Origin of the sequence: Rhodopseudomonas palustris BisB18, from assembly GCF_000013745.1 — a bacterium.
In the GTDB taxonomy this organism is placed as follows: domain Bacteria; phylum Pseudomonadota; class Alphaproteobacteria; order Rhizobiales; family Xanthobacteraceae; genus Rhodopseudomonas_A; species Rhodopseudomonas_A palustris_F.
The window spans coordinates 3,423,633-3,446,736 of record NC_007925.1 but is presented as its reverse complement, the minus strand read 5'-3'; the positions used below and the strand labels follow the sequence as shown (position 1 = coordinate 3,446,736).

21 protein-coding genes and 1 tRNA gene are annotated in these 23,104 nt (G+C 66.3%); 18 read left to right on the top strand and 4 right to left on the bottom strand.

What is annotated here, in order from left to right; all coding sequences use genetic code 11:
• The first annotated feature begins 81 nt into the window (after nucleotides 1-81).
• Nucleotides 82-792, top strand: a complete 711-nt coding sequence (locus tag RPC_RS15575; RefSeq protein ID WP_011473536.1) for an outer membrane beta-barrel protein — start codon at nucleotides 82-84, stop codon at nucleotides 790-792.
• A gap of 421 nt (nucleotides 793-1,213) precedes the next feature.
• Here the strand turns inward: RPC_RS15575 and RPC_RS15570 are convergent.
• Nucleotides 1,214-1,288 (bottom strand) — tRNA-Thr (locus RPC_RS15570).
• A 235-nt stretch (nucleotides 1,289-1,523) separates the two neighbouring features.
• Between RPC_RS15570 and RPC_RS15565 the strand changes: the two genes are divergently transcribed.
• The 3 genes from RPC_RS15565 to RPC_RS15555 all read left to right on the top strand — a co-directional run bounded on the left by RPC_RS15565 (nucleotide 1,524) and on the right by RPC_RS15555 (nucleotide 4,004).
• Nucleotides 1,524-1,973, top strand: coding sequence for a hypothetical protein (locus RPC_RS15565; protein WP_011473535.1), 450 nt, complete (start codon nucleotides 1,524-1,526; stop codon nucleotides 1,971-1,973).
• A gap of 30 nt (nucleotides 1,974-2,003) precedes the next feature.
• Nucleotides 2,004-2,645, top strand: a complete 642-nt coding sequence (locus tag RPC_RS15560) for a hypothetical protein (RefSeq protein ID WP_011473534.1) — start codon at nucleotides 2,004-2,006, stop codon at nucleotides 2,643-2,645.
• Nucleotides 2,646-2,837: 192 nt separating this feature from the next.
• On the top strand, nucleotides 2,838-4,004 hold the full coding sequence (locus RPC_RS15555; protein ID WP_011473533.1) for an acetyl-CoA acetyltransferase: 1,167 nt from the start codon (nucleotides 2,838-2,840) through the stop codon (nucleotides 4,002-4,004).
• Nucleotides 4,005-4,155: 151 nt separating this feature from the next.
• On the opposite strand, the gene RPC_RS15550 is transcribed toward RPC_RS15555, so the two are convergent.
• A complete protein-coding gene (locus tag RPC_RS15550) occupies nucleotides 4,156-4,377 on the bottom strand; it encodes an acetyl-CoA carboxylase biotin carboxyl carrier protein subunit (protein ID WP_011473532.1) in 222 nt (73 codons plus the stop codon).
• A 251-nt stretch (nucleotides 4,378-4,628) separates the two neighbouring features.
• Between RPC_RS15550 and RPC_RS15545 the strand changes: the two genes are divergently transcribed.
• The 13 genes from RPC_RS15545 to RPC_RS15475 all read left to right on the top strand — a co-directional run bounded on the left by RPC_RS15545 (nucleotide 4,629) and on the right by RPC_RS15475 (nucleotide 19,580).
• A complete protein-coding gene (locus RPC_RS15545; protein ID WP_011473531.1) occupies nucleotides 4,629-5,600 on the top strand; it encodes an IclR family transcriptional regulator in 972 nt (323 codons plus the stop codon).
• Nucleotides 5,527-7,083, top strand: a complete 1,557-nt coding sequence (locus RPC_RS15540; protein WP_011473530.1) for an acyl-CoA carboxylase subunit beta — start codon at nucleotides 5,527-5,529, stop codon at nucleotides 7,081-7,083. Before RPC_RS15545 ends, RPC_RS15540 begins: the two co-directional genes overlap by 74 nt.
• A gap of 1,215 nt (nucleotides 7,084-8,298) precedes the next feature.
• On the top strand, nucleotides 8,299-8,940 hold the full coding sequence (locus RPC_RS15525) for a TetR/AcrR family transcriptional regulator (RefSeq protein WP_011473529.1): 642 nt from the start codon (nucleotides 8,299-8,301) through the stop codon (nucleotides 8,938-8,940).
• 149 nt (nucleotides 8,941-9,089) lie between these two features.
• Nucleotides 9,090-10,586, top strand: coding sequence for a CoA-acylating methylmalonate-semialdehyde dehydrogenase (locus tag RPC_RS15520; protein ID WP_011473528.1), 1,497 nt, complete (start codon nucleotides 9,090-9,092; stop codon nucleotides 10,584-10,586).
• A gap of 35 nt (nucleotides 10,587-10,621) precedes the next feature.
• Complete coding sequence (locus tag RPC_RS15515) at nucleotides 10,622-10,849, top strand: hypothetical protein (RefSeq protein WP_041801910.1); 228 nt, start codon at nucleotides 10,622-10,624, stop codon at nucleotides 10,847-10,849.
• Nucleotides 10,846-11,274 (top strand): type II toxin-antitoxin system VapC family toxin, encoded by a 429-nt coding sequence (locus tag RPC_RS15510; protein ID WP_011473527.1) that lies wholly within the window; start codon nucleotides 10,846-10,848, stop codon nucleotides 11,272-11,274. The genes RPC_RS15515 and RPC_RS15510 overlap by 4 nt, the downstream gene beginning before the upstream one ends.
• A complete protein-coding gene (locus RPC_RS15505) occupies nucleotides 11,271-12,419 on the top strand; it encodes an isobutyryl-CoA dehydrogenase (protein ID WP_011473526.1) in 1,149 nt (382 codons plus the stop codon). Before RPC_RS15510 ends, RPC_RS15505 begins: the two co-directional genes overlap by 4 nt.
• Nucleotides 12,416-13,489 (top strand): enoyl-CoA hydratase/isomerase family protein, encoded by a 1,074-nt coding sequence (locus tag RPC_RS15500; RefSeq protein WP_011473525.1) that lies wholly within the window; start codon nucleotides 12,416-12,418, stop codon nucleotides 13,487-13,489. The genes RPC_RS15505 and RPC_RS15500 overlap by 4 nt, the downstream gene beginning before the upstream one ends.
• Before the next feature lie 31 nt (nucleotides 13,490-13,520).
• The gene (gene mmsB, locus RPC_RS15495; protein WP_011473524.1) at nucleotides 13,521-14,408 is read left to right on the top strand and encodes a 3-hydroxyisobutyrate dehydrogenase; all 888 of its coding nucleotides are present in this window, start codon (nucleotides 13,521-13,523) and stop codon (nucleotides 14,406-14,408) included.
• A gap of 219 nt (nucleotides 14,409-14,627) precedes the next feature.
• Nucleotides 14,628-16,358, top strand: coding sequence for an AMP-binding protein (locus tag RPC_RS15490; RefSeq protein ID WP_011473523.1), 1,731 nt, complete (start codon nucleotides 14,628-14,630; stop codon nucleotides 16,356-16,358).
• 306 nt (nucleotides 16,359-16,664) lie between these two features.
• Nucleotides 16,665-17,147 carry a MaoC family dehydratase gene (locus RPC_RS15485; RefSeq protein ID WP_011473522.1) on the top strand — a complete coding sequence of 161 codons (483 nt, stop codon included), beginning with the start codon at nucleotides 16,665-16,667 and terminating at the stop codon, nucleotides 17,145-17,147.
• A gap of 19 nt (nucleotides 17,148-17,166) precedes the next feature.
• On the top strand, nucleotides 17,167-18,081 hold the full coding sequence (locus RPC_RS15480) for an SDR family NAD(P)-dependent oxidoreductase (protein WP_011473521.1): 915 nt from the start codon (nucleotides 17,167-17,169) through the stop codon (nucleotides 18,079-18,081).
• Between the two features lie 269 nt (nucleotides 18,082-18,350).
• Nucleotides 18,351-19,580: an NAD(P)/FAD-dependent oxidoreductase gene (locus tag RPC_RS15475; protein WP_011473520.1), complete on the top strand. Its 1,230-nt coding sequence runs from the start codon at nucleotides 18,351-18,353 to the stop codon at nucleotides 19,578-19,580.
• Nucleotides 19,581-19,815: 235 nt separating this feature from the next.
• Here the strand turns inward: RPC_RS15475 and RPC_RS15470 are convergent, their stop codons facing one another.
• Together RPC_RS15470 and RPC_RS15465 are read right to left on the bottom strand one after the other, a co-directional pair.
• The gene (locus tag RPC_RS15470; protein WP_011473519.1) at nucleotides 19,816-21,645 is read right to left on the bottom strand and encodes an ABC-F family ATP-binding cassette domain-containing protein; all 1,830 of its coding nucleotides are present in this window, start codon (nucleotides 21,643-21,645) and stop codon (nucleotides 19,816-19,818) included.
• A 23-nt stretch (nucleotides 21,646-21,668) separates the two neighbouring features.
• On the bottom strand, nucleotides 21,669-22,136 hold the full coding sequence (locus RPC_RS15465; RefSeq protein WP_011473518.1) for a YaiI/YqxD family protein: 468 nt from the start codon (nucleotides 22,134-22,136) through the stop codon (nucleotides 21,669-21,671).
• Between the two features lie 115 nt (nucleotides 22,137-22,251).
• Between RPC_RS15465 and RPC_RS15460 the strand changes: the two genes are divergently transcribed.
• The gene (locus tag RPC_RS15460) at nucleotides 22,252-23,052 is read left to right on the top strand and encodes a hypothetical protein (RefSeq protein WP_011473517.1); all 801 of its coding nucleotides are present in this window, start codon (nucleotides 22,252-22,254) and stop codon (nucleotides 23,050-23,052) included.
• The last annotated feature ends 52 nt before the right edge of the window (nucleotides 23,053-23,104 follow it).

Below are 23,104 nucleotides of genomic sequence, written 5' to 3'. Positions count from 1 at the left end.
CGCTGTCGAATTTCCGCCAAGCAACCAAACTGGTGCCACGTTGTTTTCCGACATATGGGATCGCACAACAGGGGAACCAAAATGAGAAAGCTCTTGCTCGGGACGGCCGCCCTGATGGTCCTTGCGGCGCCTGCCTTCGCTGCCGATTTGCCGGCGCCGACCTACACCAAGGCGCCGGCCTACACCGCGCCGGAAGTGGTCTACAACTGGACCGGTTTCTACATCGGAGGCCACGTCGGCGGCGCCTTCGCCGGCGACAACAACATTTCCGGCAACGATGGCCAATTCCTCGGCGGTGTGCAGATCGGCGCCGATTATCAATTCACGCGGAACTGGGTGGTCGGTCTCGAGGCGCAGTACAGCTGGCTGCCGTCGAACGACAATGGCGGTCTGGCGTTCCCCGGCGGATCGCTGGTCACGCAGGACAATCGCGGGCTGGGTTCGGTGACCGGGCGGCTCGGCTACACCTGGGGTCCGGCGTTGCTGTATGCCAAGGGCGGTTATGCATTCCGCGACTCCAGCCTCGACCTGAGCAACACGGGCGTGGGCGTGCCCTTCACCACCAGCGGCAACCATCGCGACGGTTACACCGTGGGTGCCGGCCTCGAATACATGTTCGCGCCGAACTGGTCGGCCAAAGTGGAGTATCAGTACTACGATTTCGGCAACACCACCTTCACCGGCGGCCCGCCGGATGTGCTCGGTGCCAGCGTTCGCAACGACGAACACACCGTCAAGGCCGGCTTGAACTATCGTTTCGGCTGGGGTGGCCCGGCGGTCGCAAAATACTAAGTCGTCTTTCTCTCATCCATCGTCAGGCGGAAGGCCGGCCTCGCGCCGGCCTTTTCGCTGCGTCCGCGGGCCTCCGCGTTCTGGTCCGCCGGGGCAGGGTGACGGCGGCAGGTTTGGGCCGCTGTGCCATGCCCGCGCGAGAATCAATCGTAAACGAGTCCTGAATCACCGCGAAAATAACCTGCGGGACTCCGGGGCGCGAATCGCCCGATGTTGTCGGTGCGATGAACATGACCCTCAACACCCACCGCAATGCCATTCAGACCGTGCTGGCCGTCGGCCTGTCGGTGGCCTGCGCGGTCAATCTGATCGTGCTTTGGACGATGCTTTAAGGGCTGGAAGGACGTAAGGCATAGCAGCGAACTGCTCGCAAATGCCGGTCGGTTTGCAGGCCCAGCCGCCAGGTGAGCTGCACGACTAATGGTGCCGGTTGAGAGGATTGAACTCCCGACCTTCGGTTTACAAAACCGCTGCTCTACCGCTGAGCTAAACCGGCATTTCGCCGCACAGCTAGCAGCGCCGCCGCGCCGCGACAAGGCCGCCGGGCAAGATTTGTCGGCATGGTGGCGGCGCCGGAACCGGTGCCGCTGCTAAGCTCGGCCACCCAAATCCTTGCAATTGAGCTCCGATATATCCTTTCGCGTTAGGCTTACCGGCAAATCGGGCCGCCGCCTTAACCCATCGTCGCGTGTTTTCGGCTACCTTTAGCCAAACAGGGGTGAGGGTCGACCATGCGTGGGGCTTGTGCATTGGCCATTCTGATCGGAACGACGTGGAGTGCGGCGGCGCTCGACAGCGGGCCGTCGATCGTGATTCCGGGGCGGCCCGGCGTGCCGATCATCATCAACGGCCGCGACGCCTCCTACGCGGTGATCGAAGGCGATTGGGGATTGGCGCGCGGCACCCACGTGCAGCCGACGATCTATGGCGGGCGCTATATCGATCCGGTGCCGCATGTCGGGCACTATTATCCGGGGTCGAGCCAGTTGCCGGGCTACGGCCGGCTGGAAATCGAACCGCCCGAGAACCGCAAATTGCCGAAGCCGGCCGAGAGTTTTCATCAGTCCTGGTCGGCGCAATCGGCGCCGCCGGCGGCGCAGCCGGAGGCGTCGTTCGATCCGCCGCCGGTGATCCTGGCGCCGGAATTGCCGCGTCCGAATTTCCGCAGACCACGATACTAACCCGCAAGAAAACACCCACAGGAGAGCGTCATGCGTTTAGTGATTTCTGGAGTGGCGGCGGCCGCCGCCGTGTTGGCAGTCAGCTCCGCCCCGGCGATGGCCTGCGGCGGCGGCCTGTTCACCAGCTGCTCGCCTTGCGCGCAGACCTACGTGTCGCCGTGCGGCCAGCCGGCCTATGGCGGCTATTATGGCTACGGCGCGGCCTACGGCATCGGCGTCGGTTACGGCCTCGGCTACGATATCGCCACCAGCTACGAACGGCTGCCGGATCCGTCGCCGCAATATTACTACGTCAATCAGGGCCCGACCTATTCCGGTCCGGGGATGTATGCGCCGGAGCCGTATTATCAGGAAGCCACGGTGTCGCGCGGCTATTCCTACGGCTATCGGCATCGCCCGCAATATCGCTCCTGGCGCGGCCATGGCTATGCCGGCTACGCACGTCCGAGCTATCGTTACGGCTACGGCCATTCCGGCTATCGGTCTGGCTACCGGTCCGGCTATGCAAGGCCGGGCTACGCGCCGCGCTACGGCTTGCCGTCGCATCGCATGACGCCGGCCATGCATCACAACATGCGCTATGGCATGCCGCGTTACGGCGCGCCGCGCTACTCGGCGACGCCGCGCGGCGGCTATGGCGCCCCGCATTACGGTCAACGCCATTATCGCTGATCGAGGTCGATCCGGAACTCGGCGCTCGCCCGCACCTGTTGCGAGCGGGCGTTGTCGTTTTGGAGGCGGGGCACCCTGAAAAGCTCGCGAAAAATCTTGCGGCAAAGCCGTGGCAGATTGAGCGGCGGCAAAAACCGGTTATGCTGCCCTTGAGGCTGCCCGAGAACGCGGCCGGACCAAGGGAGAGACCGTATGACAGCCAGCATCGTCGGGTGGGCGCACACGCCGTTCGGCAAGCTCGAAGCCGAGACCGTCGAGAGCCTGATCGTGCGGGTGGCGGCCGACGCCTTGGCGGACGCCGGCATCGCCGCCGCCGACGTCGACGAGATCATCCTCGGGCATTTCAACGCCGGGTTCTCGCCGCAGGATTTTACCGCCGCCTTGGTGCTGCAGGCCGACCCCGAGCTGCGGTTCAAACCGGCGACCCGGGTTGAGAACGCCTGCGCCACCGGATCGGCCGCGGTGCACCAGGCGGTGAAGTCGGTCGCCGCCGGCGCCAAGATCGTCTTGGTGGTCGGCGTCGAGCAGATGACCAAGACCCCGGGGCCGGAGATCGGCAAGAACTTGCTGCGCGCCTCCTATCTGATCGAGGACGGCGACACCCCGGCGGGCTTCGCCGGCGTGTTCGGCAACATCGCGCAGAAGTACTTTCAGAAATACGGCGACCAGTCCGACGCGCTGGCGATGATCGCGGCGAAGAACCACCATAACGGCGTATCGAATCCCTATGCGCAGATGCGCAAGGACATCGGCTTCGACTTCTGCCGCGCTGAGGGCGACAAGAACCCGTTCGTCGCCGGCCCCCTGAAACGCACCGACTGCTCGTTGGTGTCGGACGGCGCTGCGGCCTTGGTGATCACCGACGCCGACACCGCCAAGGCGATGTCCAAGGCGGTGACGATCAAAGCCACGGCGCACGCTCAGGATTTCCTGCCGATGTCGAAGCGCGACATTCTGCGGTTCGAGGGCTGCAGCGTGGCCTGGCAGCGCGCGCTGCAATCCGCCGGCGCGACCCTGCAGGATCTGTCCTTCGTCGAGACCCACGATTGCTTCACCATCGCCGAACTGATCGAATACGAGGCGATGGGCCTGACGCCGGCCGGGCAGGGCGCCCGCGCCATCAAGGAAGGTTGGACCCGCAAGGACGGCAAGCTGCCGATCAATCCGTCCGGTGGCCTCAAGGCCAAAGGCCATCCGATCGGCGCCACCGGGGTGTCGATGCACGTGCTCTGTGCGATGCAGCTGCTCGGCCAGGCGCCGGAGGGCATGCAGATCAAGGACGCCAAGCTCGCCGGCATTTTCAATATGGGCGGCGCCGCGGTCGCCAACTACGTCTCGCTGCTCGAGCCGGCGCGCTGAGTTCCGGGGATGGCCGGAAAGTCCGGCGAAGACCGGCTGAGCTAACCGCCCGATCGCATTTGCGACGGTTGCCGACGGACTCCGAGCACCCCGGCGAAGGGTGTGCTCGGAGATCTCGAACGCTGCCTGCCAAGCCAGCCTTGACGTCGCGTCAGCCCGCCACGATCGCCAACACCTGGCCTTCGGCGACGACGTCGTCGAGACCGACCAACAGCGCGGTCAGCGTGCCGCCGGCGGGAGTCGCAGCCGGGATCTCCATCTTCATGGCTTCGACCACCACTATGTCATCGCCCGCGCCGACGGCGCCGCCGACCTCGACCGGCAGCGCGCAGACCCGGCCGGCGACTTCGGTGACGATTCTGATTTCGGCCATCTGCACTCCCGGTTTGCGTGCGCGCTTTCGCCGCAAACCGCCGACGGTATTGCGATAAAATATGCGCCAAATAGTTAGTATCAGACCGCGTCAGTCGCGCGACTGGATGTTGTCGATGCAGATTGCCTGATGTAGCGTGCTGATCAAGTGGAATTATATTCCACACTGCGGAATGAGAGCGATGCGCTGCGGCGCCCCGATGGGCGGTGTGACGCGAGCGCGACGGGCTCTCACAATCACGTGGACAAAAAATGGGACGACGCTCGGAACGCTTAAGCAAACAAGGCCTCATCGCCGGCGATCTTTCAGGCGCGGACGATGTGATTCAGGTGGTGTCGCGCGCCTTCGACGTGCTGCGCTGCTTCGACGGTCACGAAGCCCGGCTGGGCAATCTGGAAATCTCCAACCGCTGCGGACTGCCGCGCTCGACGGTGTCGCGGCTGACCCACACCCTGACCCGGATGGGGCAGTTGGCGTATCTGCCGCGCGACCAGAAGTATCGCATCGGCCCGAGTGCGGTGGCGATGTCGACCGCGATGATGTGCGGGCTGCAGCTGCGGCATCTGATCCGGCAGCGGCTGCAGGAGGTCGCGGAAACCGTTCCGGGCACTATCGGCTTCCTGCTGCCGGACCGCTTTCACCTGGTCTATCTGGAATTCGCCCGCGCCCCGCATGCTTTGGGGCTGCATTCGATCACCGGCAGCCGGATTGCGATGACCCGCACCGCCGCCGGCCATGCCTACACCGCGGCGCTCGATGAGGACGTTGCCAGCGCGCTGCTCGCCGAGATGGAGCGCGAGATCCCGCACGACGCACAAGTGCTGCGCGCGCGGCTCGAGGGCAACCGCGCGATGCTGCGCGAGCGCGGCTACGTCACCGCATGCGGACTCTGGAGCCCGCACATCAATGGCATTGCAACACCGATGTGGTCGCCGCAGTACCAGACCAATGTGGTCGTCACCATCGGGCTGTTGTCGGCGATGTATGACGAACAGCGGATGCACGACGAGGTCGGGCCCGAGTTGAAGAAGCTCGCGGCCTCGATCAGCACGCTGATTCAGAACGCCGAGGGTGGCCTCTACGACAACGGCAGCGAACTCACTTTGCGCCCGGCGATGCCGCACAAGACAGTCACCACGGGGGAGATGTATGGTCTGGAAGCCGGAGCTCGACGAGTTGGCCCGCCGCGAAGCCTTCGCGCGGCAGATGGGGGGCGTCGATAAAGTCAAGCGCCAGCATGACCAGGGCCGGCTGACGGTTCGCGAGCGCATCGCGCGACTGATCGATCCGGGCAGCTTCCACGAGGTCGGCGCGGTGGCCGGCGTCGGCGACTACGACGAGCAGGGCGAACTGCTCGACGTCACGCCGGCGAACTGCGTGTTCGGTCGCGGCAGCATCGATGGCCGTCCCGTGGTGGTGGTCGGCGACGACTTCACCGTGCGCGGCGGCTCGGCGGATGCCTCGATCCATCACAAGCCGCAGATGGCCGAGGAGATGGCGCACGATTTCCGGCTGCCGATCATCCGGGTGATCGAAGGCTCCGGCGGCGGCGGCTCGGTGAAGACCATCGAGACCAAGGGCGCCGCCAACCTGCCGGGCGGCATCGGCGGCTCGCAATGGTATTGGTACACGATCGCCAATATGGCGCAGGTGCCGGTGGTGGGGTTGGGGCTGGGCTCGGTCGCCGGCCTCGGCGCCGCGCGGCTGGTGGCCAGCCACTATTCGATCATGACCAAGAGCTCGGCGATGTTCGTCGCCGGTCCCCCGGTGGTGGCGCGGCTCGGGCAACAGCTCGACAAGATGCAGCTCGGCGGCTTCGAGATCCAGACTCGCGCCGGCGGCGTCGATCATGCGGTCGACACCGAAGAAGAGGCGTTCGCTTGCGCGCGGCGTTTCCTGTCCTATCTGCCGTCGTCGGTGCACGACCTGCCGCCGACGAGTCCCTGCAACGACGATCCGCAGCGCGCCGAGGAGGCGCTGTTGAAGGCGGTGCCGCGCAATCGCCGCCAAGTCTACAAGATGCGCCCGATCATCGAGGCGGTGGTCGACAACGGATCGTTCTTCGAGATGAGCGCCAATTTCGGCCGCTCGATCATCGCCGGATTGGCCCGGCTGGAAGGCCGCGCGGTGCTGCTGTTGGCGTCGGACCCGTTTCACTACGGCGGCTCGTGGACCGCGGAGGCCTGCCAGAAGCTGGTGCGCTACGTCGATCTCGCCGAGACGTTCCATTTGCCGATCGTCTATCTGATGGACTGCCCCGGCTTCATGATCGGGTTGGAGGCCGAGAAGGCGGCGACCATCCGCCATGGCGTGCGGGCGATGGCGGCGGTGAACCAGACCACGGTGCCGTGGTGCACCATCATCGTGCGCAACGCGTTCGGCGTCGCCGGCGTGGTGCATCAGCCGGCCAACCGGCATTCGCTGCGCTACGCCTGGCCGTCGGCCTATTGGGGCTCGCTGCCGCTGGAAGGCGGCATCGAGGCGGCGTATCGCTCGGACCTCGCCGAGGCCGACGATCCCGCCGCCAAGCTGAAGGAAATCGAGGAGCGGCTCAATAGATTGCGCTCACCGTTCCGCTCGGCGGAGAAGTTCTGGGTCGAGGAGATCATCGACCCGCGCAAGACCCGCTCGCTGCTCTGCGAATTCGCCAGGCTGGCGGAGCCGCTGCGTACGCCCGGCGTGGCGAAGATGGCGATCAGGCCGTAGCTTTTCGCCTTTCCCGCCACAGGCGCCGTCATCCTGAGGTGGCCCGAGCGGAGCGAGTGCCTCGAAGGATGCGGCCGCGCGTGCTGCGGCGCCACGGCCCCTCGCGGCCATCCTTCGAGACGCCCGGCTTCGCGCGATGCGCTTCGCCGGGCTCCTCAGGATGACGGCGCGTGTGGAGGAGCCGCCGCAATGGCGGTGAGGTCGTCCGAAGAGGTCATCCCAAGCAGCTCATCCCAAGCAACCTCGTCCTGAGCGCCGTCATCCTGAGGTGCCGGAGCGGAGCGAGGGCCTCGAAGGATGCGGCCGCGCGCGCTGCGGTGCCACGGCCCCTCGCGGCCATCCTTCGAGATGCCCGGCTTCGCGCGATGCGCTTCGCCGGGCTCCTCAGGATGACGGCGCGTGTGGAGGAGTCGCAGCAATGGCGGGAGGTCGTCCGAAGAGGTCATCCCAAGCAGCTCATCCCAAGCAACCTCATCCTGAGCGCCGTCATCCTGAGGTGCCGGAGCGGAGCGAGGGCCTCGAAGGATGCGGCCGCGCGCGCTGCGGTGCCACGGCCCCTCGCGGCCATCCTTCGAGATGCCCGGCTTCGCGCGATGCGCTTCGCCGGGCTCCTCAGGACGATGGCGCGTGTGGAGGAGTCGCCGCAATGGCGGGAGGTCGTCCGAAGAGGTCATCCCAAGCAGCTCATCCCAAGCAACCTCATCCTGTGCGCCGTCATCCTGAGGTGCCGGAGCGGAGCGAGGGCCTCGAAGGATGCGGCCGCGCGCGCTGCGGTGCCACGGCCCCTCGCGGCCATCCTTCGAGATGCCCGGCTTCGCGCGATGCGCTTCGCCGGGCTCCTCAGGATGACGGCGCGTGTGGAGGAGTCGCCGCAATGGCGCCTCACGCCGCAGAAACTTGCCGGTATAATGACGGCCATCATATCATGGGCGGCGCAGGATGGCGCCAGCCACAAATGCGGTGTGGGACGACTTTTGGCATCAACGGATTCGTGTCCCGGACGCCGAGCAACGCCTTTGCGCTGCGATGCGAGCCGGGACCGTTCCAGGCGCTGCGTTCCGTCACGGCCCCGGCTTTGCGGCACACCACGCCGTAACTGCGGCGCGCTGCGCTGCGTCCGGGGCACGTCTCGTAGCTTTGCGGTCGACCAAAAGACTGCAGCGTATTGTCGCGAATGGTGCCATTATATGATTTCAAACATTCAATGGACAACCGATGCGCTATTCCAAGGACCACAAGCAGGAAACCCACGCCCGGATCGTCAAAAAGGCGTCGGTCCGGTTGCGCGAAAAGGGCGCCCATGGCATCGGCGTCGCCGACCTGATGAAGGAGGCGGGGCTCACTCATGGCGGATTTTACGCGCATTTCGAGTCCCGCGAGGCGCTGCTGGTCGAGGCGTTCGGCTATGCGATCGACCGCTCCAACGCGCGCTGGCGCAGGCTCGCTGCCGAGCTGCCGCCGGAGCAGCGGCTGACGGCGATCGTGGACTCCTATCTGACCGCGTCGCACCGCGACGACCCCGGCCGCGGCTGCGCGGTGCCGGCGCTCGGCGCCGAGATCGCCCGCGAAAGCCCGAAGACCCGCAAGGCGTTCGCCGCCAAGCTCGAGGAGATGATCGAGATGGTGGCGGAACAGATCGTCGACGCGCCGCCCAAGCTGGCGCGCAAGCAGGCGATCGCCGCGATGGCGACGATGATGGGAACGCTGCTGCTGGCGCGGATCGCCGGCCATGGCGAGATCTCCGACGAAATTCTCAGCGCCGGCCGCGAGGCCGCACTGCATCGCGCCCCGGCGGTAAAATCGACCGTGAAGCCGCGTCCGGCCCGCAAACCCGCCGTGGCCCCGGCCGCGGACTGAGGCGTTTTCTCAAGGCACGCATTCGCGTTCGAGGTTTGCCGGCGCTGCACGAGCACGATAGTCTTTCGGCTGAAGCGCGCGGGGAAGCCCTTCCCAAACGCCGCAAAATCCATTCAAGATATTTCCAAGATCAGCTTCTGGAGGAACGTATGCGCTCAATCGGGCATTTTATCGCTGGCCGCGAGGTTGCTGGAACGTCGGGTCGGTTTGCCGACGTGTTCGAACCGATGACCGGCGAGGTGCAGGCGCAGGTTGCGCTCGCGACCAAAGCCGAGCTGCGCGCCGCGGTGGAAGATGCCAAGCAAGCGCAGCTGGCGTGGGGCGCCACCAACCCGCAGCGTCGCGCCCGGGTGATGATGAAATTCCTCGAGTTGGCGCAGCGCGACTACGACAAGCTCGCCGAGTTGCTCGCCAGCGAGCACGGCAAGACCGTGCCGGACGCCAAGGGTGACATCCAGCGCGGCCTCGAAGTGGTGGAATTCGCCTGCGGCATTCCGCACCTGATGAAGGGCGAATACACCGAAGGCGCCGGCCCCGGCATCGACATCTATTCGATGCGGCAGCCGCTCGGCGTGGTCGCCGGCATCACCCCGTTCAATTTCCCGGCGATGATCCCGATGTGGAAATTCGCCCCGGCGATCGCCTGCGGCAACGCCTTCATCCTCAAGCCCTCGGAGCGCGACCCCGGGGTTCCGATGGCGCTCGCCGCGTTGATGATCGAGGCCGGATTGCCGCCGGGCATCCTCAACGTCGTCAACGGCGACAAAGAGGCGGTCGACGCCATCCTGGACGACCCGGATATTCGCGCGGTCGGCTTCGTCGGTTCCTCGCCGATCGCGCAATACATCTATGAGCGGGCGGCGGCGACCGGCAAGCGCGCGCAATGCTTCGGCGGCGCCAAGAACCACGCCATCATCATGCCCGACGCCGATCTCGACCACACCGTCGACGCCCTGATCGGCGCCGGCTACGGCTCCGCCGGCGAGCGCTGCATGGCGATCTCGGTCGCGGTGCCGGTCGGCAAGGCCACCGCCGACGCGCTGATGGAGAAGCTGATCCCGCGGGTCGAGGCGCTGAAGATCGGGCCGTCCACCGATCCGTCGGCCGATTTTGGCCCGCTGGTGACCAAGGCGGCGCTGCAGCGCGTCAAGGACTACGTCAAGGTCGGGATCGAGGAGGGCGCGACGCTCGCGGTCGACGGCCGCGACTTCACGCTTCAGGGCTATGAGAACGGCTTCTATATGGGCGGCTGCCTGTTCGACAACGTCACCAAAGACATGCGGATCTACAAAGAGGAGATTTTTGGACCCGTGCTGAGCGTGGTCCGTGCGCACGACTACGCCGAAGCGCTGGCGCTGCCGTCCGACCACGACTACGGCAATGGCGTTGCGATCTTCACCCGCGACGGCGACGCCGCGCGCGACTTCGCCGCCAAGGTGAATGTCGGCATGGTCGGTATCAACGTGCCGATCCCGGTGCCGATCGCCTACTACACCTTCGGCGGCTGGAAGAAATCCGGCTTCGGCGATCTCAACCAGCACGGCCCGGATTCTATTCGCTTCTACACCAAGACCAAGACCGTCACCGCGCGCTGGCCAAGCGGCGTCAAAGAAGGCGCCGAATTCTCGATCCCGACGATGAAGTGAGGTAGCATCGAAGCCGTAGTAATCGGAGAAATGCGATGGCACAGGCGGTAACGCGGAGTCGCGCGGACGAGTTGGAGGCGGCGTTCAGGCGCCGTGCACGCGCCAACGGCCGGACGTTCGAGCAGGAGGCCGAGGAGGTTCTGAAACGCAACCAGAAATTCTCGCCGGAAGAGCGCGTGGCCGTATCGCGTTACTTTCGGGCGCAATTCCCCGGGCTACAGCCGGCGCTCACACTCGACGAAGTCCGGGAAGGCCTTGAGTGAGCGACTTCGTTGTCGATGCGAGCGTTGCTGTGAAATGGTTCGTCAACGAAACGGATTCCGAATTGGCTGACGACCTCTCGTCCATTCAGCACCGTTTGTTCGCTCCGAAGCTGATCGTGACTGAGGTCGCAAACGTTCTGGCCCGCAAGGCGGTCGCCGGCCTTCTTCCAGCCGATAGAGCATTCGGTTTTCTGCGATCGTTGCCCAACTATCTAAACGACGTCATCGATATCGATGAACTGACCGAGCCGGCGTTCCACAATGCGGTGCTGCTTCGCCATCCGATCTACGACCTGATCTATCTCGAAGCCGCGCGGCGGCTTGACGCGCTGCTTATCACCGCGGACCGTCGGCTCGTGGAGAAACTCGCGAGCACCGAGCATGCCCGCTACGTGACACTTCTCTCCGATTGGCAATCCGCATGACGATCTTCACTCTCACCGACGACCAACTCGCCGTCCGCGACATGGCGCGCGACTTTGCCGCGGAAAGAATTGCGCCGCATGCGCTGCAATGGGATCAGGACAAGTATTTCCCCGTCGAGGTGATCCGGCAGGCGGCGGCGCTCGGCATGGCCGGGATCTACATCCGCGACGACGTCGGCGGCAGCGCGATGACGCGGTTCGACGCCGCCTTGATCTTCGAGGCGCTGGCGCAGGGCTGCCCGACGGTGTCGGCGTTCATCTCGATCCACAACATGGCGAGCTGGATGATCGACGCCTACGGCAATGCCGAACAGCGCAACAAGTGGTTGCCGAAGCTGTGCAGCATGGAGCTGATCGCGAGCTATTGCCTGACCGAACCGGGCTCCGGCTCTGACGCCGCCGCGTTGCGGACCCGCGCGGTGCGCGACGGCGATCATTATGTGCTGAATGGTCAGAAACAATTCATCTCCGGCGCCAGCGCCGCCGGGCTCTATGTGGTGATGGTGCGCACCGGCGGCGAGGGGGCCGGCGGGATCTCGACGCTGGTGGTGGAGGGCGACACGCCGGGGCTGTCGTTCGGCGCCAATGAGCGCAAGATGGGCTGGAACGCGCAACCGACCTGTGCGGTGATGTTCGACAACGCCCGCGTGCCGGCCGCCAATCGGCTCGGCGAGGAAGGCATCGGCTTCAAGATCGCGATGGCCGGGCTCGACGGCGGCCGCATCAACATCGCGGCGTGCTCGCTCGGCGGCGCGCAATCGGCGCTCGACAAATCGCTGAGCTACATGAAACAGCGCAAGGCCTTCGGCAAACGGCTCGACGAATTCCAGGCGCTGCAGTTTCGCTTGGCCGACATGGCGACCGAATTGGAAGCCGCGCGCACCTTGGTGTGGCGCGCTGCCGCGGCGCTCGACCGCAAGGATCATGACGCGACCATGCTCTGCGCGATGGCCAAACGGTTCGGCACCGACGTCGGCTTCGAGGTCGCCAACCAGGCGCTGCAACTGCACGGCGGCTACGGCTATTTGAGCGAATACGGCATCGAGAAGATCGTCCGCGACCTGCGGGTGCACCAGATTTTGGAAGGGACCAATGAGATCATGCGGCTGATCGTGGCGCGGAAATTGATCGAGGCCGCGCGATGAATGCGCCGCTCAACGAACCGGAACTGCTCGTGCGGCGCGAGGGCACAGCCGGCGTCATTCGCCTCAACCGGCCGAAGGCGATCAACGCGCTGACGCTGGAGATGGCGCGCGGCATCGATGCCGCACTGGACGTCTTCGCGGCCGATCCCGACGTGGCGCTCGTGTTGCTGGAGGGCGCCGGCGAACGCGGGCTGTGCGCCGGCGGCGACATCCGCACCTTGTACAACAGCGCGCGGCAGGGCGGCGATCTCGGGCCGGTGTTTTGGCGTGAAGAATATCTGCTGAACGCGCGGATCGCCGGCTTCGCCAAGCCTTACGTCGCCTTGATGGATGGGCTGGTGATGGGGGGCGGCGTCGGCATCAGCGGCCATGGCAGCGTCCGCGTGGTAAGCGAGACCACCAAGATCGCGATGCCGGAGGTCGGCATCGGTTTCTTCCCCGATGTCGGCGGCACTTATTTGTTGTCGTGGGCGCCGGGCGAGAGCGGTGCTTACTTCGGGCTCACCGGCGCGATCATGAACAGCGCCGACGCGATCTATGCCGGGTTTGCGGATGTCGACGTGCCGGCGCACCAATGGCCGGCGCTGCGCGACGCGCTGATCCAGGCGCGGCGCGGTGCGTCGGCCAGCACCGTCCGCGGCATCGTCGCGGGCTTTGCCGCGACGCCGCAGCCGGGCCCGGCCGAGCGGCATCGCGATCAGATCGACGCGGCCTTCGCCCACGACACCGTTGAACAGATCGTCGCGGCGCTGTCGCGCGACGGCTCGGCGTTCGCGACAACCACGCTGCAGGCGTTGAACAGCAAGTCGCCGACCAGCCTGAAAGTGGCGCTGAGGCTGTTGCGTAGCGCCCGGCACGCGCCGTCGCTCGAGGCCTGCCTGGTCGACGAGTATCGCGCGGCGCTCGAAGTGTTCGTCAGCGCGGATTTCGTCGAGGGCATCCGCGCCGCGGTGATCGACAAGGACCGCAGCCCGAAATGGCGGCCGTCGCGGCTCGAGGACGTCGGCGACGACATCGTCGCGCGCTATTTCGAGCCTCGCGGCGACCGGGAGCTGAGATTTCCGGACTAACGCGATAACAACAAGACGTGGAGGGACAACAATGAGCAAGGTCGCCTTTATCGGGCTCGGCAATATGGGCGGGCCGATGGCCGCCAATCTGGTGAAGGCCGGGCGCAACGTCGCCGGCTTCGATCTCGTCGCAGCCTCCTGCGCCGCCGCCAAGGCCGACGGCGTGACCATCGCGGGCTCGGCCGTCGAGGCGGTGGCCGACGCGAAAGTTGTCGTCACCATGCTGCCCGCCGGCAATCATGTGCTGGCGGTGTGGGACGAGATCCTGCCGCGCATCGCTAAAGGCGCGCTGATCATCGATTGCTCGACCATCGACGTCGGCAGTTCGATCCGCGCCCACGCCGCGGCCGCCAAGCACGAGGTCGCCTCGGTGGATGCGCCGGTGTCGGGCGGCACCGGCGGTGCCAAGGCCGCCACGTTGACCTTCATGGCCGGCGGCGCGCAGGTCGCGTTCGATGCCGCCAAGCCGGTGCTCGAACTCATGGGCAAGAAGATCGTGCATTGCGGCGGCCCCGGTGCGGGGCAGGCGGCGAAGATCTGCAACAACATGATCCTCGGCATTTCGATGATCGCGGTCAGCGAGGCGTTCGCACTCGCGGAAAAACTTGGGCTGTCGCATCAGGCGCTGTTCGACGTGGCCTCCACCTCGTCGGGGCAGTGTTGGTCGTTGACCAGCTATTGCCCGGTGCCAGGGCCAGTGCCGACCTCGCCGGCCAACAACGACTACAAGCCCGGCTTCGCCGCCGCCTTGATGCTGAAGGATCTGAAACTGTCGCAGGAGGCCGCCAAGGCCGCGGGTGCCGCGACGCCGCTCGGTGCCCATGCCGAGGAGATCTACGCGGCGTTCGCCGACGCCGGCCACGGCGGGACGGATTTTTCGGGGATCATCAACTATCTGCGCGGGCAGGCGGGGACGTGAGGGTGTGAGCGCCGTGTCGCAACGCGCCGTCATCCTGAGGAGCCGCGCGGCGTCTCGAAGGATGCGGCTCCAAGGGCTTGCGGCCCATCCTTCGAGATGCCCGGCTTCGTCCTTCGGACTTCGCCGGGCTCCTCAGGATGACGGGAGCGGGTGTTGAAGCGTAACTAACTGAGGGTCGGAAAACCGACATCAGAATAACAAGGGTTTGGGGAACGAGACATGACCACTTTCAAAGACGCAAGGGCGTTTCTGCTGGGGCAGCGCACCGATTACGACACCGCGGTGGCGGATTTCCGTTGGCCCGATCAGGCGCCCTTCAACTGGGCGCTGGACTGGTTCGATGCCGAACTCGCCGGCGATCCCGCCAGCAAAGACCGCACCGCGCTGTGGATCGTCGACGCCGCGAGCGGCGGCGAGACCAGATTGTCGTTCGCGGAGTTGTCGCGACGCTCCAACCAGACGGCGAATTTCCTGCGCGCGCAGGGGCTCAAGCGCGGCGATCATCTGTTGCTGCTGCTCGGCAATGTGGTGCCGCTGTGGGAGATCATGCTGGCCGCGATCAAGCTCGGCCTCATCGTGATCCCGGCGACCACGCTGCTGACGCCCGACGAATTGCGCGACCGGCTGGAGCGCGGCCGCGCCAAGTTGGTGGTGGCGGCGCCGGATCAGGTGGCGAAATTCGCCAACCTCGGCGGCGCGGATCTCGCGCGCGTCGTGGTCGGCGAGGCGCAAGCGGGCTGGCTGCCGTTTGCGCAAAGCGCGGACTATCCTGGGAGTTTCGCGCCGGATGCGCCGACCGACCCGGACGAGCCGATGCTGTTGTACTTCACCTCCGGCACCACGGCGAAACCGAAGCTGGTGCGGCACAGCCAACGCAGCTATCCGATCGGCGCGCTGTCGACGATGTATTGGCTGGGGCTGCAGCCCGGCGACGTGCATCTCAACATCTCGTCGCCGGGCTGGGCCAAGCACGCCTGGAGCTGCCTGTTCGCGCCGTGGAATGCGGGGGCCACGGTGTTCGTGGTCAACCAGCCGCGGTTCGACGCCAAGAGCCTGCTGGCGACGGTGGTGCGCTGCGGCGTCACCACGCTGTGCGCGCCGCCGACGGTGTGGCGGCTGTTCATTCAGGAGAAACTCTCCGACTATAAGGTGGCGCTGCGCGAAGTCTGCGGCGCCGGCGAACCGCTCAATCCGGAAGTGATCGATCAGGTGAAGTCGGCCTGGGGGCTCACCATCCGCGACGGCTACGGCCAGACCGAGACCACCGCGCTCGCCGGCAATTCGCCGGGGCAAGTCGTGAAGATCGGCTCGATGGGACGGCCGCTGCCGGGCTACCAGGTGATCATCACCGATCCCGACGGCAAACCGGCGAAAGAGGGCGAGATCACCTTGAAGCTCGGGGCCGATCGTCCCGCGGGCTTGATGCAAGGTTATCAGGGCGAGGGCGGCAGCTTGAGCGGCGCCGACGGCGAGGTCTATCGCAGCGGCGACGTGGCGTTCGCCGACGACGAGGGCTATCTCACCTTCGTCGGCCGCACCGACGACGTGTTCAAATCCTCGGACTATCGGATCAGCCCGTTCGAACTGGAGAGCATCCTGCTCGAGCACGAGGCGGTCGCCGAAGCCGCGGTGGTGCCGTCGCCGGATCCGATTCGTCTGGCGATTCCGAAAGCCTATGTGATGCTGGCGGCCGGCACCGAGCCGTCGCGCGACACCGCGCTGTCGATTTTCCGCCATCTGCAGGCGCGGCTGTCGCCGTTCAAGCGGATTCGGCGCATCGAGATGGTCACCGAGCTGCCGAAGACGATCTCCGGAAAGATCCGCCGCGTACATCTGCGCCGGCTGGAGCGCGACGACGACCGCAGTGATGCGTTGCGCGGCCACGAATTCCGCGAAGAAGAATTCGCCGAGTTGCAAAGCCCGCGCGGCGCCGCGCCGGCGGAGGGGTAGCGGCCCCTTAGATCTACGCGAGCACACCGCCGTCATCCTGAGGAGCCCGGCGCAGCGCGTCAGCGCGAAGCCGGGCGTCTCGAAGGATGCGGCCGCACGCGGAGCCGCATCCTTCGAGGCTCGCGCGAACGCGCGAGCGCCTCAGGATGACGACTCTCTGCTCGGCGCGGGTTTGCCCGTCAGCAGCGACGACGACGTCGGAGCGTGCCTGCGGACGCGCTCTCCGCACCCGCCCGAAAAAATCGCTTGGCGCCTGGCCGCGACCTGTGGAATGTGCGTCGCAACAATAATCGTGACGGAGAGCACATGACTGCGGTGGTGGAACGCGAGGCCTATCTCGCGATGGCGGGGCAGGAAGTCGGCGTGTCGGCCTGGCATCTGGTGGATCAAACGCGGATCGACGTATTCGCCGACGCCACCGAAGATCATCAATTCATCCACGTCGATCCGCAGCGCGCGGCGCGCGAGACCGCGTTCGGCACCAGTATCGCCCACGGCTTTCTGACGCTGTCGTTGCTCAGCGTGTTTTCCTACGAGGCGATGCCGAAAATCCGCGGCGCCACCATGGGCGTCAATTACGGTTTCGATCGGCTGCGCTTCATCTCGCCGGTGCGGGCCGGGTCGCGGGTGCGCGGTCGCTTCATGCTGACCGAAGCGACGATGCGAAAGCCGAACGAACTGCTGTCGCGCACCGCGGTGAGCGTCGAGATCGAGGGTGAGAAGCGCTCGGCGCTGGTCGCCGACTGGCTCGGGTTGATCTATTTCGCAGAACAAGAAACCACGGTTTGAAATTTCAGGGACGGCAACCATGACTATTCGATTTGACGGACGCGTCGCCATCGTCACCGGCGCAGGCAATGGGCTCGGGCGCGCGCACGCGCTGGGGTTGGCCGCGCGGGGCGCCAAAGTCGTCGTCAATGATTTCGGCGGCGCCCGCGATGGCAGCGGCGGCTCGATGACCGCGGCGGAGGCCGTGGTCGAGGAAATCCGCGCCGCCGGCGGCATCGCGATGGCGGACGGCGCCGACGTCTCCAATTTCGAGCAGGTCAAGGCGATGGTGGCAATGACCACCGCAGAGTGGGGGAGCGTCGATCTGTTGTGTGCCAATGCCGGAATCCTGCGCGACAAATCCTTCGCCAAGATGGAGCTCGCGGATTTCGCCAAGGTGATCGACGTGCATCTCAACGGCACGTTCTATTGTTGCAAGGCGGTGTGGGACGGTATGCGCGAGCGCAACTTTGGCCGCATCGTGGTGACCACCTCGTCATCGGGACTATACGGCAATTTCGGCCAGGCCAATTACGGCGCCGCCAAAGCCGGCATCATTGGTTTAATGAACGTGCTCGCCGCCGAGGGCCGCAAGACCGATATCCGCGTCAACACCATCTCGCCGACCGCGGCGACCCGGATGACCGAGGAACTGCTGCCGCCGCAGGCCTTGGCGCTGCTGAAGCCGGAATCGATCACGCCGGCGGTGTTGTATCTGTTGAGCGACGACGCGCCGACCCGCACCATCATCGGCGCCGGCGCAGGCTCCTTCGCGGTGGTCAAGCTGATGGAGAGCGAAGGGCTCAACCTGCCGGAATCCGACTGGACCCCGGACGCCATCGCGGCGCATTTCGCCGAGATTTCCGACATGTCGCAGGCGCGCGCGCTGGAGGGCGCCTTCCAGCAGACCGAGAAATACGTCACGCAGGCTGCGGCGCGGCTGGCGAAGGGGTAGGGCGCACGCGCGTCCCACTTTGCAGGGCGTCATCCTGAGGCGCCTGATTGCGCGCTTTGGCGCGCAGATCAGGCCTCGAAGGATGGGCCGCACGCTCCTGATCGTCATCCTTCGAGACGCCCGGCTTCGCTCTTCGAGCTCAGCCGGGCTCCTCAGGATGACGAGTCCTGGCGCGGCGCAATACGAAGGCCGCGTGAGGTCGCGTCGCTGACGTCATCGCCAAAGTTGCGATTTTACAAGCCGCGCCCGAGCGTGCATAGCCTCTCGCCATGACAGACAATTCGAACAGCGTGGCGATCATCGGCGCCGGTCCGGCCGGGCTGATGGCGGCGGAGGTGATCGCGCAAGGCGGCGCCCGCGTCACCGTCTATGACGGCATGGCCTCGGCGGGGCGCAAGTTTCTGCTCGCCGGGCGCGGCGGCTTGAACCTTACCCACAGCGAGCCGCTGCCGCAGTTTCTTTCGCGCTACGGCGCCGCGCTGCCGCATCTGCGAGGCGCGATCGAGGCGTTATCGCCCGATGTGCTGCGCGACTGGAGCGCTGCGCTGGGCCAGCCGACCTTCATCGGCTCAAGCGGACGGGTGTTTCCCACCGCGCTGAAGGCCTCGCCGCTGCTGCGGGCGTGGCTGCGGCGGTTGGATTCGCAAGGCGTCGAACTCAAGCTGCGACATCGCTGGCAGGGCTGGGGCGACGATGGCGCGCTGCGCTTCGCCACGCCCGACGGCGAGCGCACCGTGCAGGCGCAAGCGAGCGTGCTGGCGCTCGGCGGCGCGTCGTGGCCGAAGCTCGGCTCCGACGGCGGCTGGGTCGGCACGCTGGCTGCCAAGGGCGTGGCGATCGCGCCGTTGCAGCCCGCCAATGGCGGTTTCACCGTGGCGTGGTCGCAGATTTTTCGCGATCGTTACGAGGGGCAGCCGTTGAAGACCGTGGCGCTGTCGTTCGGCGGCCGCGTGGTGCGCGGCGAGGCGATGATCACCAAGAGCGGCATCGAGGGCGGCGCGGTCTATGCGCTGTCGGCGGCGTTGCGCGACGCCATCCTCGCCGATGGCGAGGCGACGCTGCACGTCGCGCTGCGGCCCGACGTCTCGCACGAGGATCTTTCGGCGCGGCTCGCGGCGCCGCGCGGCAAGGCGTCGCTGACGAATTTCCTGCGCAAGGCGGCGCATCTGACGCCGCTCGGCGTCGGCTTGCTGCAGGAGGCGGCGATCGCGCAAGGCGTGGCGTTGTCGACGCTGACGCCGGCTGAATTGGCGGCGCTGATCAACGCGGTGCCGATCCGGCTGAATGGCCTGGAGCCGATCGCGCGGGCAATTTCGACGGCGGGCGGCATCGCGTTCAGCGAGCTCGACGCGGATTTCATGCTGCGCAAATTGCCTGGCGTGTTCGCCGCCGGCGAGATGCTGGATTGGGAAGCGCCGACCGGCGGCTATCTGCTGCAGGGCGCGTTCGCCACCGGCGCCGCGGCCGGGCGCGGCGTGCTGCGCTTTCTGCGGCGGTGACAATTGCGTCGCCGTCGGCGCGATCGCCGATCGACGTTGGCGACCTCTCAAAAAAATCGCTGACCTCTCCGCGTCATGGCCGCGCTTGTCGCGGCCATCCACGCTCACGAGCAGAGCTTTCCATGTTTCCGTGGATGGCCGGGACGAGCCCGGCCATGACGGGTTGGGTTCAGTGCCGCATCAGCGGCGTCAGCATTGCGGATCGTCGCATGCCGCTGTCAGGTGCGCCCGCCGCTCACGCGCTCTCGATTTCCTCGCGCAGCATTTCCAGTTCCAGCCACTGATCTTCAGCGATCTGCAGTTCTTTTTGCGCGGCGGAGAGCGCCGCGGAGGCGGTGTCGAATTTCTTGCGGTCCTTGGCGTACAAATTGGGATCGTCGAGAAAGCGGTGCTGCTTGGCGATCTCCGCCTGCAGCTTGGCGATGGTCTTGGGCAGCGTGTCGAGCGCGTGCTTTTCCTTGAAATTGAGCTTGCGCTTCGGCGCGCCCGCCGCCGGCTTGTCGCCTCTGGCGACGGCCTCCTTGGCGGTGTCGGCCTTGGCGGTTTCCACCGCCTTGACGGCGGCGCGCGTCAGATCGGCGCCGCGCTGCTTCAGCATGTCGGAATAGCCGCCGGCATATTCCACCCAGCGGCCGGCGCCTTCCGGCGCGATCACCGAGGTCACCACGCGGTCGAGGAAATCGCGGTCATGGCTGACCAGGATCACGGTGCCCTCATAGTCGCTGAGCATTTCTTCCAGCACGTCGAGGGTTTCCAAATCGAGGTCGTTGGTCGGTTCGTCGAGCACCAGCAGGTTCGACGGCTTGGCCAGCGCGCGGGCCAGCATGACCCGGCCGCGTTCGCCGCCGGAGAGCACTTCCAGCGGCGTGCGCATCTGCTCCTGCGCGAACAGGAAGTCCTTCATGTAGCTGACGACGTGCTTCGGTTTGCCGTTGACCATCACGCTGTCGCCGCGGCCGCCGGTCAGGGCTTCGGCCAGCGTCGATTTCGGGTCGAGACTTTCGCGGCCCTGGTCCAGCGTTGCCATCTCGATATTGACGCCGAACCGGATGCTGCCGGAATCCGGCGGCGCCGCGCCGGTCAGCATGTTGATCAGCGTGGTCTTGCCGGCGCCGTTCGGGCCGACGATGCCGATGCGATCGCCGCGCTGCACCCGGATCGAGAAATCGTCGATGATCGTGCGGTCCTCATAGACCCGGCCGATGCCCTTGGCCTCGATGATCAGCTTGCCGGATTTCTCCGCCTCGGCGGCGTTGAGGTTGGCGGAGCCCGCGGCGCCACGATAGTCGCGACGCTGCTCGCGCAGCTCGAACAGAGTGCCGAGCCGCTTGACGTTGCGCTTCCTGCGGCCGGAGACGCCGTAGCGCAGCCAATGTTCCTCGGCGACGATCTTACGGTCGAGCTTGTGCTGGTCGCGCTCCTCCTCGGCCAGGACGTCGTCGCGCCATTGCTCGAAATCGGCGAAGCCGCGGTCGATCTGGCGGATCTGGCCGCGGTCGAGCCAGGCGGTGGAGCGCGACAGATTGGTCAGGAAGCGGCGGTCATGGCTGATGATGACCAGCGCGCAACGCCGCGCGGCGAGGTCGCCCTCCAGCCATTCGATGGTGGTGAGGTCGAGATGGTTGGTCGGCTCGTCGAGCAACAGGATGTCGGGATTGGGCGCCAGCATCCGCGCCAGCGCGGCGCGGCGGGCCTCGCCGCCGGACAGATGCGCCGGGTCCTCCTCGCCATGCAGCCCGAGTTGTTCCAGAAGGTACGCCGCCTGGTAATGCTCGTCGCCGGCATGCAGCCCGGCTTCGACATAGGCCAGCGTCGTCGTGAAGCCCTCGAAATCCGGTTCCTGCGGCAGATAGCGGATGGTGGCGCCGGGCTGCACGAAGCGGCTGCCGCGGTCGGGCTGCACCAGGCCTGCGACGATCTTCAGCAGCGTCGATTTGCCGGAGCCGTTGCGGCCGATCAGGCAGACCCGCTCGCCGGCGGACACCGACAGTTCCACCCCGCTGAGCAGCGGGGTGCCGCCGAAGGTCAGCGCGATGTCTTTCAATTGGATCAGCGGAGGCGCCATGGTCTCTCAATTCAAACAGAGTGTTACGCGGTTTTGTTGCTGCGTTGGATGCGGCGGATCGCGGTATCCAGCGCGGACAGAAAGGCGGAGCGGTCGCGCGGACTGAAGCCGCGCGGCCCGCCGGTGACTTCGCCGGCCGAGCGCAGATCGGTCATCAGATTGCGCACCGCCAGCGTCATGCCGATCGAGGCCTCGCTGAACGGCTTGCCGTTCGGCGCCAGCACCTCGGCGCCTCGCTTGACGCAGCGGCTGGCCAGCGGCACGTCCGAGGTTACCACGATATCGCCCGGGCCGGCGCGTTCCGCAATCCAGTCGTCGGCGGCGTCCATTCCGGGCCCGGCGGCGATCCGCTCGATCGAGGGATCGGCCGGCACGCGGATGAAGTTCCCCGCCACCACGCTGACCGGCAGGCCATGGCGGGCGGCGACCTTGTAGATTTCGTCCTTCACCGGGCAGGCGTCGGCGTCGACATAGATGCGGGTCGGGCTCAAGCGGGGCCTTCTGTGGTCGCGGGGCTGGGGTGCTCACCCGCGACTTTGCCGCGGCTGCGTCGAGGCGTACCATCTTGGGTGCCAATCAACAACTTTTGCAGCTTTGCGGGGAATGATGACGGTTTTGCCCGAGCCCTATCGCGTGATCGCGCACAACAGCGCCAAGCAGTCGGATAACAAGATGCATGACGACACCGTGGCGCGGCGATTCGGGTTCACCGGCGGGCTGGTGCCCGGGGTCGACGTCTTGGCCTATATGACGCATCTGCCGGTGGCGAAATGGGGCCGCGCCTTTCTGGAGCGCGGGCTGATCGAGGCACGCTTCCTCAAGCCGGTCTATGACGGCGACGACGTCGAGGTCGTTGCCGAGCCGGACGGCGAGGGGATGACGATCCGGGTCGAAAGCCGCGGCGAACTCTGCGCCGCCGGCGCGGCGTCGCTGCCGGAACATGCGCCGCCGGCGCGGCTCGGCAATTTCCGCGTGGTGGCGCCGGTGACGATCCGCCGGCCGGTGGATTCCAGCTCCTACGAGCTCGGCAAATGGCTCGGCACCGCGCCGCAATGCTGGGCCGGAGAGGCGGCGGTCGGCTACCTCGCCGAAGTGCGCGAGGCCGATCCGGTCTACCAGGCCGAAGACCTGCTGCACCCCGGCGTGCTGCAGCGGATCATGAACCGGGTGCTGATCGAGAATGCGCTGCTCGGCGCCTGGATCCATGTCGGCAGCGAAATGCAATTGCTGAACGCCGCGCGCCCGGCCGACCAGCTCTCCGCGCGCGCCAAAGTGACCGGCAATTACGAGAAGAAGGGCCATCGCATCGTCGAGCTCGACGCGCTGATCGTCGCCGGTGGCGACACCCCGATCGCGCATTGCCACCACGTCGCGATCTATCAGCCGCGCGCCGCGGCGGCCGCCTAGCGCTCAGCGTGGCCCGGACGTTCTTGCTCTCCCCGCGAACGGCTGGGAGAGG